The following is a 14,770-nucleotide window of genomic DNA, read 5'->3' as shown; positions in this document are numbered from 1 at the left end:
GCAGAAGATAACCGTCTGATTAACAGTATAGTCCGGTTGGGCAGGCTGGGGGATTTTTACCCAATTCTGACAAACAGCGGCAGAGGCGGTCAGCCTTTCGGCGTGCGTTTACGCGGCGTTTTCACCGGCGTAATCTGGGTTACTTCGCTCTCCACCCAGCCGTCGGCCAGCCGGGTGGTCAGGCGGTCGCCCGGTTGCGCCTGTGCGGTTTTTTTCAGCACGCCGCCCGCGGCGGTAGTGGTCACGCTGTAGCCGCGCGCCAGCGTCGCCAGCGGGCTGACGGCTTCAAGCTGGGTGCAGGCGGTGCCGAAGCGCTGTTTCTGTTGGGAAAGCTGGAGGGCCAGCGCCTGGTTCAGCCGGTAGCGCAACTGCTGCACCCGCTGCTGGGTGCGGTGGATGCGGTTCTGCGGCGGATGCTGCAACAGCCGCTGTTGCAGGCGATCGGCGCGGCGGAGCAACTGGCGCAACCGCTGCTGCATCGCCTCATCCAGCCGGCGGCGCAGGCGGAACAGCGCCGTCTGCTGGCGCGACAGGCGCAACTGCGGGTGCTGCTGTTGCAGGCGGTGATGCAGCCGGGTGAACTGCCGCGCCCGCTGGGCGAGGAAGTAATCCATCGCCATTTCCAGCCGCTGCTGTTGGGATTGCATCCGGCGCAGCAACTCCAGCTGGTTGCGGCTGACAAGCTCAGCGGCGGCCGACGGCGTCGGCGCACGCAGGTCCGCCACGAAGTCTGCAATTGTCACATCCGTCTCGTGGCCGACGGCGCTGACCACCGGGATGCGGCTGGCGAAAATCGCCCGCGCTACCCGCTCGTCATTGAAGCTCCACAAATCTTCCAGCGAGCCGCCGCCGCGCCCGACAATCAGCACGTCACACTCATTGCGCCGGTTGGCCGCCTCAATGGCGCGCACAATCATCATCGGCGCGTCAGCCCCCTGCACCAGCGTGGGGTAGATCACCACCGGCAGCGACGGGTCACGGCGTTTCAGCACCTGCAACACATCGTGCAGCGCCGCACCGCTGGCAGAGGTGATCACACCTACCTGTCTGGCGGGGGAGGGAAGCGGTTGTTTGAATTGGGCATCGAACAGCCCTTCGTCTGCCAGCGCCTGCTTGAGCAGCTCATATTTCTGCTGCAACAGCCCTTCACCGGCCGGTTGCATACTTTCCGCAATCAGCTGGTAGTCGCCGCGCGGCTCATACAGGGTGATGGTGGCGCGCATCAGCACCTGCTGGCCGTTTTGCGGGCGGAAAGTGCTGCGGCGGTTGGCATTCCGGAACATGGCGCAGCGCACCTGTGCCCGGTCATCCTTCAGGGTGAAATACCAGTGGCCGGAGGCGGGTTGCGACAGGTTGGAGATTTCGCCGGAGAGCCAGATCTGGCCCATTTCACCTTCCAGCAGCTGTCGCACCGTCTGATTCAGGCGGCTGACGGTAAAAATTCCTGAGGAAGATAAATTCGGCATTGTGATCGTGATCAAATTTTAAAACAGGGACTTAATTAATCGATACTACATGGCTGCAACAGGTAATCAAGGGGTTTAGCAAAATAGTGCTGGAGGCAATCGATTACGCTCTGTATAATGCCGCGGCAATATTTTATCTTTTTCGCATCCACCCTGGTGAGATATTGCCCATGCTACGTATCATTAAAGAAGCCCTGACGTTCGATGACGTTCTGCTCGTTCCCGCCCACTCCACTGTACTGCCGAACACGGCCGATCTCGGCACGCAACTCACGGCAAAAATCCGCCTGAACATCCCGATGCTTTCTGCCGCCATGGATACCGTGACGGAATCCGGCCTGGCCATTGCGCTGGCACAGGAAGGCGGCCTGGGGTTCATCCACAAAAACATGTCCATTGAGCGCCAGGCCGAAGAGGTCAGCCGCGTGAAGAAACATGAGAGCGGCGTGGTGACTGACCCACAAACCGTGACGCCTGCCACCACCCTGCGCCAGGTGAAAGAGCTGACTGCCCGCAACGGTTTCGCCGGTTACCCGGTCGTGACGGAAGAGAATGAACTGGTCGGCATCATCACCGGCCGTGACGTGCGTTTCGTGACCGACCTCGACCAGCCGGTCACCGCGGTGATGACGCCGAAAGCGCGTCTGGTCACGGTGAAAGAGGGTGAAGCGCGTGACGTCGTGCTGCAAAAAATGCATGAAAAGCGTGTGGAAAAAGCGCTGGTGGTGGATGAGCAGTTCCACCTGCTCGGCATGATCACCGTAAAAGATTTCCAGAAAGCGGAACGTAAACCTAACGCCTGTAAAGACGAGCGCGGCCGCCTGCGTGTCGGTGCTGCGGTAGGCGCAGGCGCAGGCAACGAAGCGCGTGTTGATGCACTGGTTGCCGCCGGGGTAGACGTGCTGCTGATCGACTCCTCGCACGGCCACTCAGAAGGCGTGTTGCAGCGCATCCGTGAAACCCGCGCCAAATACCCGGACCTGCAAATCGTCGGCGGCAACGTCGCCACCGCCGCAGGGGCGAAAGCGCTGGTTGAGGCGGGCGTCAGTGCAGTGAAAGTCGGCATTGGCCCAGGCTCCATCTGTACCACCCGTATCGTGACCGGTGTGGGCGTGCCGCAGATCACCGCGATTGCTGATGCAGTCGAAGCGCTGGAAGGCACCGGTATCCCGGTGATCGCCGACGGCGGTATCCGTTTCTCCGGCGACATCGCCAAAGCCCTGGCGGCAGGCGCGTCCTGCGTGATGGTCGGCTCCATGCTGGCCGGGACGGACGAATCCCCAGGTGAAATCGAGCTGTACCAGGGCCGTTCGTTCAAATCCTACCGCGGCATGGGCTCACTGGGCGCGATGTCCAAAGGCTCTTCTGACCGTTACTTCCAGACTGACAACGCCGCCGATAAACTGGTGCCGGAAGGGATCGAAGGCCGCGTGGCCTACAAAGGGATGCTGAAGGCGATTGTGCACCAGCAGATGGGCGGCCTGCGCTCCTGCATGGGCCTCACCGGCTGCCAGACCATCGATGACCTGCGCACCAAGGCGGAGTTCGTCCGCATCAGTGGTGCCGGCATCCAGGAAAGCCACGTGCACGACGTGACCATCACCAAAGAGTCACCGAACTACCGCATGGGCTGATAAGCGTGGCGGCGGCCCCGGCTGCCGCCCGTTCATTTTTCTCTTTTTTTCTCTGTTTCTGGAATTCGCCTCACATGTCAAAAAATATCCATAAGCATCGTATCCTGATCCTGGATTTCGGTTCTCAGTACACCCAATTGGTTGCGCGCCGCGTTCGTGAAATCGGCGTTTATTGTGAACTGTGGGCATGGGACGTTACCGAAGCGCAGATCCGCGACTTCAACCCGAGCGGCATCATTCTCTCCGGCGGCCCGGAGAGCACCACCGAGCTGAACAGCCCGCGCGCGCCGGAATACGTCTTCAATGCCGGGGTACCGGTATTCGGCGTCTGCTACGGGATGCAGACGATGGCGATGCAACTGGGCGGCCATGTGGAAGGCTCCAACGAGCGTGAATTCGGCTATGCACAGGTAGAAATTCAGGCTGAAAGCGCGCTGATCCGTGACATCCAGGACGCCCTCAGCCCGACCGGCCAGCCGCTGCTGGACGTCTGGATGAGCCACGGTGACAAAGTCACCGCGATCCCGTCCGATTTCGTGACCGTTGCCAGCACCGACAACTGCCCGTTTGCCATCATGGCGAACGAAGAAAAACGCTTCTACGGCGTGCAGTTCCACCCGGAAGTGACCCATACCCGTCAGGGCCAGCGGATGCTGGAGCGGTTTGTGCTGGACATCTGCGGCTGTGAAGCGCTCTGGACCCCGGCCACCATCATTGAAGATGCGGTTGAGCGCATCAGAGAGCAGGTGGGTAACGATCAGGTTATCCTCGGCCTCTCCGGTGGGGTGGACTCGTCCGTGACCGCCATGCTGCTGCACCGCGCCATCGGCAAACGCCTGACCTGCGTCTTTGTGGATAACGGCCTGCTGCGCCTGAACGAAGCGGATCAGGTGCTGGAGATGTTTGGTGACCACTTCGGCCTGAACATTGTGCATGTCCCGGCGGAAGACCGTTTCCTGTCTGCGCTGGCCGGCATTGATGATCCGGAAGCCAAACGCAAGACCATCGGCCGCGTGTTTGTCGAGGTATTCGACGAAGAGGCCAGCAAACATGAAGAGTTCAAATGGCTGGCGCAAGGCACCATCTACCCGGATGTGATTGAGTCTGCGGCATCTGCCACCGGCAAAGCGCACGTGATCAAGTCCCACCACAACGTCGGCGGCCTGCCGAAAGAGATGAAGCTGGGGCTGGTGGAGCCGCTGAAAGAGCTGTTCAAAGACGAAGTGCGTAAAATCGGCCTGGAGCTTGGCCTGCCGTACGACATGCTCTACCGTCACCCGTTCCCGGGGCCGGGCCTGGGTGTGCGCGTGCTGGGCGAAGTGAAGAAAGAGTTCTGCGACCTGCTGCGCCGCGCGGACGCGATCTTCATTGAAGAACTGCACAAAGCCGATCTCTACCACAAAGTCAGCCAGGCCTTTACGGTGTTCCTGCCGGTGCGCTCCGTGGGTGTAATGGGCGACGGCCGTAAATATGACTGGGTCGTCTCGCTGCGTGCAGTAGAAACCATCGATTTCATGACCGCGCACTGGGCGCACCTGCCGTACGAGTTCCTCGGCCGCGTTTCCAACCGTATCATCAACGAAATCAACGGCATCTCCCGCGTGGTGTACGACATCTCCGGCAAACCGCCGGCGACCATTGAGTGGGAATAAGCCGGTCATCGCCGCGACTTCTTCCTGAACAGCAAGAAATGAAAGCAACCCTCTGTTTTTTACAGAGGGTTTTTTTATGTCTATTGCAAACCACTACAGTCTGTTTGCTTTTTGTATATCCCATTGACATATCCCATCATGGCCTTATGCTGACAGGAAGAACAAAACATCACCTCAGGAGGCAATGATGGAAAAGACAACTGTCTTTAAAAGCAACCGGAGCCAGGCGGTGCGCCTGCCGAAAGCAGTCGCTTTACCGGAAGATGTCAAACATGTGGATATTATTGCGGTAGGGCGCACGCGCATTATTACCCCGGCGGGTGAAAGCTGGGACAGCTGGTTTAATGGCGAGAGCGTGACTTCTGATTTTATGGGCTCACGTGATCAGCCCGATGACCAGGACAGGGAAGGGTTCTGATGCTCAAATATATGCTGGATACCAATATCTGTATCTACACGATCAAAAATAAGCCTCAGTCAGTACGCGAAGTGTTTAACCAGCATTATGAACAGATATGCATCAGTTCTGTCACCTTAATGGAGTTAATTTATGGCGCAGAAAAATCCGCCAGCCCGGAAAAAAATCTGCGCGTAGTGGAAGGATTCATTGCCCGGCTGGAAGTACTAAATTATGACATCAATGCCGCGATACAAACCGGGCAAATCCGGGCCGAACTGGCGAAGGCGGGCGCGCCTATCGGCCCCTATGACAGTATGATTGCAGCCCATGCCCGCGCACTTGGCCTGGTTCTGGTGACAAATAACACCCGTGAATTTTTACGGGTCAAAGGTTTACGTCTGGAAGACTGGAGCGTCAGCTAACTCTGTTCGTCAAACACCTGGAAAATCTGGATGCCAGCCTGAAACAGCCTGCCTATGCGGGCTTTTTTCGCCCGATATCCAGGATAAGGGGGGTATTGCGTGCCATAACATTCTGAACACGCGCATTCCGGTGGCCTGTCAGGCCTGGCGGGTTATCGGCCTGCTGCGATCTGGGTCTCCCATCCCCGTAACACCTCACAATTACGCATAAAAAATTACGCTTTATCTTAAAGCCGTGAGATGGCGCTATGCCTCGTGAAAAGGGAATGCTAGGGTCTACAGACGCGGATGAGAGAGGTGGCTTATGCAAAACTTGGTAGCAGACGTACTGATTAAAATGTCAAAAATCGAGGTGGAAGCCAAAGAATTGACCGCGCAGGTGGAGGCACAATCCCTGTTGCTGGCAGCCATCATCCTGACGCTGGATAAAACGCTGACCGAAAATGTCACCCAAACGATTAACCAGGCGATAGTGACCGCCGCAAAAGAATCCGACGAAATCATGACCTCTGATGTCGATCTTTTGCTGTCTCATGTGGGCCGGTTATTGGCATTACCGGAATTCGTCAAAGTAAAATCCGAATAATCTGAAGCATACCGGTTAACCGGCTGAATCGGCTAAAATTCAGGCATACTGCGGCCCTCAGCCCGGTTAACACGTTTCACAATGTGTTAAATCGCTGCTAGGCTTGTTAGTATTTGCTAACAAAATGCGGAGGGAATGTGAACGAAGATTTAAATGATGAAGACAGCACTAAAGTCTGTCCTGAGTGTCTGGCAAGTGGCGATGATTACATGACCCAGGTAAAAAGCATTAAGGATAGTCAAAGCGGACACACCATAATCAACGTCCGGTACTGTGTGCACTGCGGCAATATTATCAGTATGTCCAGTGAAGATACCCACGCAGAGCAACCCACCCCTGAGCCAATACGGCGCAAGGTGTCAGGATGAAACCCGGCCCGTGTTGAGACACCCATGTTGAGAAACATAAAAACCAAGGAAACAGCAGCACTTGTTTTACTTAAGATGCCCGGCGCTTGCCCCGCATCTGCTCATACACCGCAAGGGATACTGCTTTGGGGGAACCCCAGGCCATGAGGCGCAGTCTGCCCGCCACCCCCCGGCTTCTCATATCTGTCGCGGCAGCACAGCAGGTTGACCCCGCCGGCTAAGTCCGGAAAACCTGTCTGTGTCTGCCCGTTTTACCTCTCTGTTTACCCACTGTGTCATTCGTTATTGTCCTGCGGCAGCCGGTAATGCAGCAGGTAGTAATCACCTTTTGGCGCAGTGCCGCGGCTGATCGTTTCCCAGCCATGCCGCTGGTAGAAGCGCAGGGCGCGCTCATTTTTCACCAGGCACTTTAGCGCACCGATGTGGGTAAAGGTCGCCTGTGCGGCTTCGAGCAGCGCCAGCCCGATGCCGCGCCCCTGCGCCTCCGGCGCGACAAACAGGTTATGCAGAAAATTTTCCGCTTCAAACAGAGAGGCAAAGCCTACCGGGCGACCCTCCTCTTCGGCGACCAGCACGGTTTCCCCCAGCACGGCACGGTCAAAATCTTCCAGTTGCCAGCCGCTGCTCTCAAGCCAGGGCCAGGCCTGCTTGCGGGCAGCGAGGTACAGGGTGCGCAGGAAGGGGCGATCGGCTTCCTGATAGGGGCGTACAATCATCGGCGTTCCTTTTATGGGGGCAGGGCACCGCCTGGCGGATATGCGTTAGCCTGGTGAGCGGGTCACTGAGACGGCACCGTGTGCCCTGGTGCATGATTTATCTAATTGATTGAAATTATAGCCCTCAATAACCAGATGTGATCATTGCGGCCTTGAGCCACCGTTCCGCCGTCACTAGGCTAAAGGCTCCAGCCCAGCGCGATGAGGTGATTATGGGAACCCGAAAAGTGGTGCGAGACACCGAAACCGGCCAGTTTGTGGAACCCGGCGAAGCCAAAAAACGGCCGAAATCGACCGTAACCGAAACCATCAACACGCCGTCGAAAAAGAAGAAAAAAGCGCCGTAGCGCGCCCTTGTACAAGCGCCCGCCGGGCGCTTTTTTGGCAGCGACGCGCATATAAAATAGCTCTGCATGGGTGAAAGGGTAAAAGCCCTGGTCAGCGAACTGTTAACGTGATTCCCGTAGCCTGTGGCCGCTGCTTCCCCATAACCCAATTGTTTATTCCGATTTGCAACCTGCCCGCCCGGTGCTTATGCTGGTGCCGCGTTTGAATATCAAACCATGACTCGGGGTGCCCGTAAGGGCTGAGACTTTACCCGTATTACCTGACCTGGATAATGCCAGCGTAGGGAAGTCACGTTGCCTTACCGGCATCGCCTTCTTTCACGCCGGTAAGGAGAATCACCATGTTATTCCCTGCCGATCCCGCCGTTCCGGCGACCTTTCCTGTTGAGCGTGCTGTTGAGTCCTGGGCGCAGTTCCGCCGCCGAGCGCCGCTGGTGCACTGCCTGACCAATGAAGTAGTACAGTCTGTGACGGCCAACCTGCTGCTGGCCGCCGGGGCCTCGCCCGCGATGGTGGTGGAGCCGCAGGAAGCCGCCCAGTTCAGCGCGCTGGCCGATGCGTTGCTGATAAACCTCGGCACCCTGAACCAGGCCCGCGCAGAGAGTATGCTGGCCGCGATTGAGAGTGCCAATGCCGCCGGTACGCCCTGGACGCTCGACCCGGTGGGCGTCGGTGCGCTGACTTACCGCACAACGTTTGCCCACCAATTACTGGCCCTGCGCCCGGCGGCGATCCGCGCCAATGCCTCGGAAATTCTGGCGCTCTGCGGCCAACCGGCGCTGGGGCGCGGCGTTGACAGCGGGGATGACTCCTTACAGGCGCTGCCCGCCGCCCGTGAACTGGCGCAACAGACCGGCGCGGTGGTGGCGGTCACCGGCCGGGTGGACTACGTCACGGACGGGCAGGAAACCTGGGCGATCCCCGGCGGCCATCCGCTGATGACGCGGGTGGTCGGCACCGGCTGTGCGCTGTCGGCGCTGGTGGCCGGTTTTTGTGCGCTGGAGGGGCCACGGCGGGATCGGGTGGCTGCCGCCTGCGCCCTGATGGCGCGCGCCGGGGAGCGGGCGACCGCGCAGGCCAACGGGCCGGGCAGTGTGTTGCCGCGGCTGCTGGATGAGGTGTATCAGCAGATGGAGGGCGGGGTATGACGCGCATTAACGCCCTGACCATCGCCGGTACTGACCCGAGCGGCGGCGCGGGCATCCAGGCGGACCTCAAAGCGTTCTCTGCCCTGGCTGCCTACGGCACCAGCGTGATTACTGCGCTGGTGGCGCAAAATACCCGGGGGGTGCAGTCGGTCTACCACATCGACCCCGGTTTCGTGGCCGCGCAACTCGACTCGGTGCTGAGTGATGTGCGCATCGACAGCGCCAAAATCGGCATGTTAGCCAACAGTGAAGTGGTGGCGGCGGTGGCGGAACGGCTGGCGCATTATCCGGTGCCGTATGTGGTGCTGGACACGGTGATGCTGGCGAAAAGCGGTGACCCGCTGCTGACCCCGGACGCGGTAGAGGCGATCCGCCGCCGGTTGTTGCCGCAGGTGTCGCTGATTACCCCGAACCTGCCGGAAGCCGCGGCGTTGCTGGCATGTGCCCCGGCACGCAATGAAACCGAGATGCGCCAACAGGGGCGGGAACTGCTGGGCATGGGGTGTCAGGCGGTGCTGATGAAGGGCGGGCACCTCAGCGAAAGCGAAAGCCCGGACTGGCTGTTTACCCGCGACCACGAGCAGCGTTTTACCGCGCCGCGTGTGGCAACCCGCCACACCCACGGCACCGGCTGCACGCTCTCCGCCGCGCTGGCGGCGCTGCGGCCGCGCCATCAGGACTGGGCCGCAACGGTGCAGGCGGCGAAAGCCTATCTGCAACGGGCGCTGGAGCAGGCCGACACCCTGGAAGTGGGGCAGGGTATCGGCCCGGTGCACCATTTCCACGCCTGGTGGTAAGGCGCACCGTCAGCAAAAAAGGCGGTCAGCCAATCCCGGCCTGATGCAGGTCGTGCAGGTTGAGCGCGCCCACCAGCGTGCCGTTCACATCCACCACCGGGGCGGCACCGATATGGTTGGCGTGCAACGCTTCCAGCGCTTCCCCGGCGCGCCATTGGGCCGGCAGCAGGAAACCGGGGCGGGTCACGGCGGGCAGCAGCGGCTGTTGCAGCGTGTGGCCGCCCACCAGCCAGCGCCGCAGGTCGCCGTCGGTGAACACGCCGAGCACCCGTTGTTGTTCATCACATACTGCCACCAGACCCAGGCCGGTGCGGCTCAGCTCCAGCATCGCCTCCATCACGGTGGCATCACTGCGTACCTGCGGAATACGTTCGCCGGTGCGCATCAGGTGGTGCACGCGGTTCAGAAGGCGGGCGCCCAGGCTGCCGCCGGGGTGGGAACGGGCGAAATCCTCCGCGCCGAACCCGCGCTGGCGCATCAACGCCATCGCCAGCGCATCGCCCATCATCAGGGTATTGACGGCGCTGGAGGTCGGTGCCAGCCCCATCGGGCAGGCTTCGCGCTCAACGCTGATGTCCAGCACGCAGGCCGCCTGCTGCGCCAGCGGCGAGGCCAGCCCGCCGGTGATGGCAATTACCGGTGTGCCGTTCTCCGCCAGCAGCGGCAGGATCAGGTCCAGCTCTTTGGCACGCCCGGAATAGGAGATAAAGATCATCACATCCCCGCGGCCGATCATGCCGAGATCGCCGTGCAGGGCTTCCGCCGGATGGACGAAAAAGGCCGGGGTGCCGGTACTGGCCAGCGACGCGGCGATCTTCTTGCCGATGTGGCCGGACTTGCCGATGCCGGAAACCACCGCCTTGCCGGTGCAGTCCAGCAGCAGCTCGCAGGCGCGCACAAACTGCCCGTCCAGCCGGGCCAGCAGGCGCTGCGCCTCGGTGAGTTCAATCTCCAGGGTTTCGCGGGCAAAGGCCAGCAGCGGGTGAGGTTCTTGCATTGCAGGGTTCCTGTGAACGTGGGGGGCATCACGTACACCATGACGCCCAGGGCAGTCCGGCCGCGTTACAGCGCGCCGAACCAGTCGCTGTTTTGTTCCGCAATCGGCGTTATCGAGTAGATCAACTCCTGAAGGTGCCGGCGGATCGCCGCTTCGGCGGTGTCGGCATCGCGCGCTTTAAGGGCGGAGACGATCTCCTGATGCTGGGCGATCAGGCTCTCCGGCGGCGACACCTTGCTGAGGCTGAGAAAACGCACCCGATCCATCGTCGCTTTGATCGACTCAATGGTTTCCCAGGCCAGCGCGCAGTCGGCGATCCGCGTCAGCAACTGGTGGAACTGGTCGTCGAGCGCCAGGAATTCGCGCGTCTGCCCACCGGCCGCGGCCAGCGCCTGACGGTTCAGGTTGTGTTCCAGTTGCTGGATCTGTGCGTCGGTGATCATCTCTGCGGCCCGGCGCACAATGGCGCACTCCAGCGCCTGCCGGATAAAGCGCGCATCGGCCACCTGTTTGGCCGAGATCTTACGTACAAAGGTGCCGCGCTGCGGCAAAATCTGCACCAGTCCGGCCTCTGCCAGCTTGATAAACGCCTCGCGCACCGGCTGGCGGGACACGCTGAAACGCAGCGAGATCTCCTTCTCCGACAGCAGGGTGCCGGGTGCGATGCTACAGTCGATAATATCCTGACGCAGCAGGCGATAAATCTGCTGGTTAACGGGAACGCTATTCAGAAGTTCAGACGGCATAAGGCAGAGCGGCTCAGCTAGGGACGATGCCCCGCAGTGTAACACGGGGCGATAGCAGGGATCATTGCGGGGGCATTACCCCAGCAGCGGGCAGTTGGGCGGCAGGCGGCAGGCGATCGCCTCCGGCAGCACGTCAATGCGGAAATGGGTGTCGCTCAGCGGCTCGCCGTCGAGGTTGAACGTCATTTCATGCGGCGCGTCGATCTCCAGCCACGGCAGCGCTGCGGAGACAACATTCTGGTTCTCTTCGCCGTTCAGCATACTGCGCAGGAAGGCCGGCACCAGCTCTTCCGAGGTAAACAGCCGCAGTTGCAGCAGGCGGTCATTGATCAGCGCTTCCGGGCAGAGCGCCTGGCCGCCGCCCGCCTGCTTGCCGTTGCCGATGCCGATCACCAGCGCGTCACCTTCCCAGCGAAAATCCGGCCCGGTTATCACACAGTGGTCTGCTTTCAGGGTATCCATGCGCATCAGGCCATGCAGCAGGTAGGAAACGCCGCCGAGCGCGGACTTCAGCCTCTCCGGGGTTTCCGTGGTGATGCGGGTGCCGAAGCCGCCGGTGGCCATGTTGATGAAGAAGCGATCCTGGTTCACCTTCACCAGGTCGATGGCGTAAGCGTGGCCTTTCACGGCCAGTTGCAGCGCGTTTTCCATCGTGTCCGGGATGGCGCAGGCGGTGGCGAAGTCATTGGCGGTGCCGAGCGGCACGATGCCGAGCGCCGGGCGCTGCGCCGGGGAAACCTGGTAGAGCGCGGTAGCGATTTCATTGATGGTGCCGTCACCGCCACCGGCAATCACTGTGTCTGCGCCGAGGGCTGCGGCCTCTGCCACAAACCGCCCGGCGTCGCCCTGTTCCCAGGTCACGCGGACATGCAGGGTCACGCCATCCTGACGCAGGGCATTGACCGCCTGGCGGAGATCGTCGTTCCCCGCCCCTTTTCCATTGAGGATCAGTACATTGACTGATGATTCTGACATCGCAAACTCCCGGCTGTAAAGCGGACCACGGGCACCATGCCCCAGACTGAGTATAAGATAAACCAGAACGGCCGCAGGCCGGTACTGGCGATCCGGCGGCCAAAATAAAGCAGATAAATCTTAGGGCTAAAGCAATAGCGGAAAAAAGCGGCGAATAAAAGAGAAAAAAAGAAGATAAATCATCCTTTTTTATTTCCCGATGTTTTTTATAACAGCAAAAAAGAGAAAACGGCCCGCCCATAATGAAAGAAATAGTCAATGAAAGGCAGAAATGAAATATGCCGCCCTTTTTATTGTATTAATTTCAACCTCCTGATAAAAAAGAAAAAGCCGGGCCAAGGGAGATTGGTCCGGCGAAGGAGGTGGTTCCTGAATATCAGTAAAGCTGTTTTTGATTCTTAATTAGCGCCCCAGATAGTACGCATCAATACAGCCTATTGATGTGATCGGATTCTAAAAACCATTAAAAAGCCGGATGCCTGTTACGGCTATTTGGCCGCGCTGTGCGGCAGGTTACGCAACAGCAGGGCAAACCGGGTATCGAGGCTGTCCGGCACCGGCACCCAGACGATATGCCCGTCACCCGGCGCGACGTCCACGTCCTCCCCTTTCTGGTTGCGGATCGTCTCCAGGGTAAACACCAGATTCCCGGCCGGGGTCATCAGCTCCACGCTGTCACCGCGCAGGAAACGGTTTTTGACCGCCACTTCGGCCCAGCCTTCCCGGCGCTCGCCGGTAAACTCACCGACAAACTGCTGGCGATCGGACATCGAATGCCCATAGGCGTAGTTCTGCTTCTCATCATGGGTATGGCGGCGCAGGAACCCTTCGGTGTAGCCGCGGTGCGCCAGCCCTTCCAGTGTGGTGAGCAGCGTTGGGTCGAACGGCTTGCCGGCCACGGCGTCATCAATCGCCCGGCGGTAAACCTGCGCGGTGCGGGCGCAGTAGTAGAAGGATTTGGTGCGCCCCTCAATTTTCAGCGAGTGCACGCCCAGTTTCGTCAGCTGGTCAACATGCTGGATGGCGCGCAGATCTTTGGAGTTCATGATGTAGGTGCCGTGCTCATCCTCAAACGCGGACATCGCCTCGTCCGGGCGCTGGCGCTCCGCCAGCATAAACACCCGGTCAGTCGGCGCGCCGATGCCGAGCGTCGGCTCCACCTGCTGCACGGCAATCGGTTCATGCTGGTGGACGATGTTGCCCACGTCATCCTCTTTGCCTTCCTGCACGTTATATTCCCAGCGGCAGGCGTTGGTGCAGGTGCCTTGGTTCGGGTCACGTTTGTTGATATAGCCCGACAGCAGGCAGCGCCCGGAATAGGCCATGCAGAGCGCGCCGTGCACGAAGACTTCCAGCTCCATCTCCGGCACCTGGCGGCGGATCTCCGCGATCTCTTCCAGCGCCAGCTCGCGTGACAGGATCACCCTGGTCAGCCCCATCTGCTGCCAGAATTTTACCGTGGCCCAGTTCACGGCGTTCGCCTGCACCGACAGGTGCACCGGCATCTGCGGGAACGCCTCGCGCACCAGCATGATCAACCCCGGATCGGACATGATCAACGCATCCGGCCCCATTTCCACCACCGGTTGCAGGTCTTGCAGGAAGGTTTTCAGCTTGGCGTTATGCGGGGCGATGTTCACCACCACATAAAACTTTTTGCCCAGCGCGTGCGCCTCGCGGATGCCGAGTGCCAGGTTCTCGTGGTTAAACTCATTGTTGCGCACCCGCAGGCTGTAGCGCGGCTGCCCGGCATACACCGCGTCGGCACCGTAGGCGAAGGCATAACGCATATTTTTCAGCGTGCCGGCAGGCGACAGCAGCTCGGGGGTAAAGGATGTTGATGACATGATACGGCTCTTCTGATGACAGGTCAGGCTGCGCCGCAGGGCGCAGGGAACATAAAACAGGAAACCACGGGGGAAATACCCGCAAAAAGACTAAGGCCGGAATTGTAGGCGGATGCGCGCGCCGGTGCAATGCCGGCAGCCGGCGCGCAGGGGGGCATAAGAGGGAAGGATCAGTGGGTCAGGTCCCGGATGTCGGTGCTGGTGCCGTGCCGCGTGGCGGATTTGATGCCGTTGCGCGCCGCGCTTTCGGAACTGTACAGCTCGCTTATGCCAATCACCTGATAGTTTTTGGCTTTAAGCACGAAATAGGGCTGATTGTTGTTGCTGTGTTTCACTTCATATTGCGCCTCATCCTGCGCATTGGTCTGCACGGAACTGATGCCGTTCTCTGCCGAGGCTTTGCTGGCGTACATCTCGCTGTTAAGAATGATCTCGCCGTTGCCGGCTTTCAGTTCAAAATGGTAGCGTCCGTTTTTGGCTTTTTTAATCTCATAATGCCCGTCTGCCATGGTAGGGGTCTCCTCTTTCAGAATACTCCGACCAAGTGTAGCCAAGCGGAATTCGACCGGCATGATCAAAAAGTGACCAGTTACGCCTTTGATAAAAAGATGTGATCATGGTCAGAATTCTGTCATAGAGGGCGCGCAACCGGCCGGAAACAGCCGGTTA

General features: G+C 59.8%; 16 protein-coding genes and 1 riboswitch. Of the genes, 9 read left to right on the top strand and 7 right to left on the bottom strand.

The genetic code is table 11. The features are described 5' to 3' along the window. Window positions 1-89: 89 nt before the first annotated feature. Window positions 90-1,466 (bottom strand): exodeoxyribonuclease VII large subunit, encoded by a 1,377-nt coding sequence (xseA, locus tag JK232_RS17000; RefSeq protein ID WP_246538636.1) that lies wholly within the window; start codon window positions 1,464-1,466, stop codon window positions 90-92. Window positions 1,467-1,636: 170 nt separating this feature from the next. On the opposite strand from xseA, the gene guaB reads away from it, so the two are divergent. From guaB to JK232_RS16970, 6 genes are all read left to right on the top strand, one after another. After that, a complete protein-coding gene (guaB, locus tag JK232_RS16995) occupies window positions 1,637-3,100 on the top strand; it encodes an IMP dehydrogenase (RefSeq protein WP_139300318.1) in 1,464 nt (487 codons plus the stop codon). A gap of 74 nt (window positions 3,101-3,174) precedes the next feature. Continuing rightward, window positions 3,175-4,752 (top strand): glutamine-hydrolyzing GMP synthase, encoded by a 1,578-nt coding sequence (guaA, locus tag JK232_RS16990; protein WP_072930257.1) that lies wholly within the window; start codon window positions 3,175-3,177, stop codon window positions 4,750-4,752. Between the two features lie 187 nt (window positions 4,753-4,939). Next, window positions 4,940-5,170 (top strand): type II toxin-antitoxin system VapB family antitoxin, encoded by a 231-nt coding sequence (vapB, locus tag JK232_RS16985; protein ID WP_072930260.1) that lies wholly within the window; start codon window positions 4,940-4,942, stop codon window positions 5,168-5,170. After that, on the top strand, window positions 5,170-5,574 hold the full coding sequence (gene vapC / locus JK232_RS16980; RefSeq protein ID WP_212589439.1) for a type II toxin-antitoxin system tRNA(fMet)-specific endonuclease VapC: 405 nt from the start codon (window positions 5,170-5,172) through the stop codon (window positions 5,572-5,574). The genes vapB and vapC overlap by 1 nt, the downstream gene beginning before the upstream one ends. 304 nt (window positions 5,575-5,878) lie before the next feature. Beyond that, window positions 5,879-6,160: an anti-adapter protein IraP gene (iraP, locus tag JK232_RS16975; protein WP_072930264.1), complete on the top strand. Its 282-nt coding sequence runs from the start codon at window positions 5,879-5,881 to the stop codon at window positions 6,158-6,160. A gap of 137 nt (window positions 6,161-6,297) precedes the next feature. After that, on the top strand, window positions 6,298-6,528 hold the full coding sequence (locus JK232_RS16970; protein ID WP_139300319.1) for a hypothetical protein: 231 nt from the start codon (window positions 6,298-6,300) through the stop codon (window positions 6,526-6,528). 275 nt (window positions 6,529-6,803) lie between these two features. Here the strand turns inward: JK232_RS16970 and JK232_RS16965 are convergent, their stop codons facing one another. Further along, window positions 6,804-7,244: a GNAT family N-acetyltransferase gene (locus tag JK232_RS16965; protein WP_212589438.1), complete on the bottom strand. Its 441-nt coding sequence runs from the start codon at window positions 7,242-7,244 to the stop codon at window positions 6,804-6,806. A gap of 212 nt (window positions 7,245-7,456) precedes the next feature. Here JK232_RS16965 and JK232_RS22950 point away from each other — a divergent pair, with 212 nt between their 5' ends. The 3 genes from JK232_RS22950 to thiD all read left to right on the top strand — a co-directional run bounded on the left by JK232_RS22950 (window position 7,457) and on the right by thiD (window position 9,536). After that, a complete protein-coding gene (locus JK232_RS22950) occupies window positions 7,457-7,591 on the top strand; it encodes a hypothetical protein (RefSeq protein WP_276327362.1) in 135 nt (44 codons plus the stop codon). 212 nt (window positions 7,592-7,803) lie between these two features. Continuing rightward, window positions 7,804-7,895: riboswitch (TPP riboswitch) on the top strand. A gap of 37 nt (window positions 7,896-7,932) precedes the next feature. Then, on the top strand, window positions 7,933-8,739 hold the full coding sequence (gene thiM, locus JK232_RS16960) for a hydroxyethylthiazole kinase (protein WP_072930269.1): 807 nt from the start codon (window positions 7,933-7,935) through the stop codon (window positions 8,737-8,739). Continuing rightward, entirely contained in the window at window positions 8,736-9,536 is an 801-nt protein-coding gene (gene thiD / locus JK232_RS16955) for a bifunctional hydroxymethylpyrimidine kinase/phosphomethylpyrimidine kinase (RefSeq protein ID WP_212589437.1), read from the top strand. Before thiM ends, thiD begins: the two co-directional genes overlap by 4 nt. A 25-nt stretch (window positions 9,537-9,561) precedes the next feature. On the opposite strand, the gene gutQ is transcribed toward thiD, so the two are convergent. The 5 genes from gutQ to JK232_RS16930 all read right to left on the bottom strand — a co-directional run bounded on the left by gutQ (window position 9,562) and on the right by JK232_RS16930 (window position 14,610). Beyond that, window positions 9,562-10,533, bottom strand: coding sequence for an arabinose-5-phosphate isomerase GutQ (gene gutQ / locus JK232_RS16950; protein WP_072930274.1), 972 nt, complete (start codon window positions 10,531-10,533; stop codon window positions 9,562-9,564). A gap of 65 nt (window positions 10,534-10,598) precedes the next feature. Next, complete coding sequence (locus tag JK232_RS16945) at window positions 10,599-11,279, bottom strand: GntR family transcriptional regulator (protein WP_101828710.1); 681 nt, start codon at window positions 11,277-11,279, stop codon at window positions 10,599-10,601. A 75-nt stretch (window positions 11,280-11,354) separates the two neighbouring features. Further along, complete coding sequence (gene yegS, locus JK232_RS16940) at window positions 11,355-12,254, bottom strand: lipid kinase YegS (protein WP_072930278.1); 900 nt, start codon at window positions 12,252-12,254, stop codon at window positions 11,355-11,357. 488 nt (window positions 12,255-12,742) lie between these two features. Continuing rightward, the gene (trhP, locus tag JK232_RS16935) at window positions 12,743-14,101 is read right to left on the bottom strand and encodes a prephenate-dependent tRNA uridine(34) hydroxylase TrhP (protein ID WP_101828711.1); all 1,359 of its coding nucleotides are present in this window, start codon (window positions 14,099-14,101) and stop codon (window positions 12,743-12,745) included. Between the two features lie 170 nt (window positions 14,102-14,271). Beyond that, entirely contained in the window at window positions 14,272-14,610 is a 339-nt protein-coding gene (locus JK232_RS16930; protein WP_072930283.1) for a YegP family protein, read from the bottom strand. Window positions 14,611-14,770: the final 160 nt, after the last annotated feature.

The sequence above is a fragment of the Nissabacter archeti genome, assembly GCF_018257325.1.
GTDB classification, from domain to species: Bacteria; Pseudomonadota; Gammaproteobacteria; order Enterobacterales; family Enterobacteriaceae; genus Chimaeribacter; species Chimaeribacter arupi.
This window is presented reverse-complemented; position numbering and strand designations above follow the sequence as displayed.

What these genes read in the sequence shown, in the direction of transcription:
- vapC (WP_212589439.1), top strand. Translation starts at nt 5,170, where the DNA reads ATGCTCAAATATATGCTGGATACCAATATCTGTATCTACACGATCAAA.
- gutQ (WP_072930274.1), bottom strand. Translation starts at nt 10,533, where the DNA reads ATGCAAGAACCTCACCCGCTGCTGGCCTTTGCCCGCGAAACCCTGGAG.
- iraP (WP_072930264.1), top strand. Translation starts at nt 5,879, where the DNA reads ATGCAAAACTTGGTAGCAGACGTACTGATTAAAATGTCAAAAATCGAG.
- vapB (WP_072930260.1), top strand. Translation starts at nt 4,940, where the DNA reads ATGGAAAAGACAACTGTCTTTAAAAGCAACCGGAGCCAGGCGGTGCGC.
- yegS (WP_072930278.1), bottom strand. Translation starts at nt 12,254, where the DNA reads ATGTCAGAATCATCAGTCAATGTACTGATCCTCAATGGAAAAGGGGCG.
- JK232_RS16965 (WP_212589438.1), bottom strand. Translation starts at nt 7,244, where the DNA reads ATGATTGTACGCCCCTATCAGGAAGCCGATCGCCCCTTCCTGCGCACC.
- JK232_RS16945 (WP_101828710.1), bottom strand. Translation starts at nt 11,279, where the DNA reads ATGCCGTCTGAACTTCTGAATAGCGTTCCCGTTAACCAGCAGATTTAT.
- JK232_RS22950 (WP_276327362.1), top strand. Translation starts at nt 7,457, where the DNA reads ATGGGAACCCGAAAAGTGGTGCGAGACACCGAAACCGGCCAGTTTGTG.
- JK232_RS16930 (WP_072930283.1), bottom strand. Translation starts at nt 14,610, where the DNA reads ATGGCAGACGGGCATTATGAGATTAAAAAAGCCAAAAACGGACGCTAC.
- thiD (WP_212589437.1), top strand. Translation starts at nt 8,736, where the DNA reads ATGACGCGCATTAACGCCCTGACCATCGCCGGTACTGACCCGAGCGGC.
- xseA (WP_246538636.1), bottom strand. Translation starts at nt 1,466, where the DNA reads ATGCCGAATTTATCTTCCTCAGGAATTTTTACCGTCAGCCGCCTGAAT.
- guaA (WP_072930257.1), top strand. Translation starts at nt 3,175, where the DNA reads ATGTCAAAAAATATCCATAAGCATCGTATCCTGATCCTGGATTTCGGT.
- thiM (WP_072930269.1), top strand. Translation starts at nt 7,933, where the DNA reads ATGTTATTCCCTGCCGATCCCGCCGTTCCGGCGACCTTTCCTGTTGAG.
- guaB (WP_139300318.1), top strand. Translation starts at nt 1,637, where the DNA reads ATGCTACGTATCATTAAAGAAGCCCTGACGTTCGATGACGTTCTGCTC.
- trhP (WP_101828711.1), bottom strand. Translation starts at nt 14,101, where the DNA reads ATGTCATCAACATCCTTTACCCCCGAGCTGCTGTCGCCTGCCGGCACG.